The organism is Halobacillus alkaliphilus (assembly GCF_900113125.1).
In the GTDB taxonomy this organism is placed as follows: Bacteria; Bacillota; Bacilli; order Bacillales; family Halobacillaceae; genus Halobacillus; species Halobacillus alkaliphilus.
The window spans coordinates 1-1,009 of record NZ_FOOG01000092.1; the positions used below are offsets into that span (position 1 = coordinate 1).

Consider the following 1,009-nt stretch of genomic DNA (forward strand, 5'->3'; position numbering starts at 1 on the left):
TGGTGGACGGATGAGAGGGAGTCGGAGGAGGTCATAGTACCGATCATGACGACGACAACAAAACGTCGTTTAGGGAAGGACCTCTCCTTTGTTTAGCATGTCTAAAGGAGGTAAGAGTCAGTGAATGTCAAGAAAATGACTAACTACACCAATAAAGTAAAAGCTCGAGAACTTTGGAAGACATTATATCTTTGTGCCAAGGAAAGCCCTACACGCAGATTTCATGCGCTCTATGACAAAATTTATCGTCCTGATATGTTATGGGAAGCATGGCAGCGAGTGAAGCGAAAGAAAGGTAGTGGAGGGGTCGATGGTCAGACGGTGGAAGAGATAGTCGAGGACTATGGAGAAAAGAAGTTTCTCAATGAACTCTACTTGGAGTTAAAAGGGAAGAAATATCATCCAAGCCCGGTTCTTCGAACTCATATTCCGAAGGAAGATGGAAAGAAACGTCCCTTAGGCATTCCCACCATTAAAGACCGAGTGGCCCAGATGGCAACGAAAATGGTCATTGAACCCATATTCGAAGCTGATTTTCTTGATTGTTCGTTTGGTTTTCGCCCGAAAAAGAATGCCCATCAAGCCATGGCGAACATTCGGAAAGCTAGTAATGAAAGTTCTTGGGTAGTCGACGTCGATATCCAAGGATATTTCGATAACATTAATCAAGATAAGTTAATGAAACTAGTGGAACAACGAATTAACGATCGAAGGGTATTAAAACTAATTCGTAAATGGTTGGATGCAGGTGTATTGGAAGAAGGGAATATAAGAAACCCTGTAACGGGCACACCGCAAGGCGGTGTAATCTCCCCACTCCTAGCCAATATATACCTGAACACCATGGACGAACTATGGGAGAAGAAATTCAAGCACTTAGGAGACATCACTCGTTATGCGGATGACTTCGTCATCTTGTGTAAAACCAAACAACAAGCTCTGGAAAGCATTCGTGTCATTAAGGGAATTATGGCCAAGTTAGACCTTACACTCAACACGAAGAAATCAA

1 protein-coding gene is annotated in these 1,009 nt (G+C 42.9%); it reads left to right on the top strand.

Going from position 1 to position 1,009, the window contains the following annotated elements; translation table 11 throughout:
* Positions 1 to 135: 135 nt before the first annotated feature.
* On the top strand, positions 136 to 1,009 hold an 874-nt coding region (ltrA, locus tag BMZ06_RS20295; protein WP_425431800.1), incomplete at its 3' end, for a group II intron reverse transcriptase/maturase.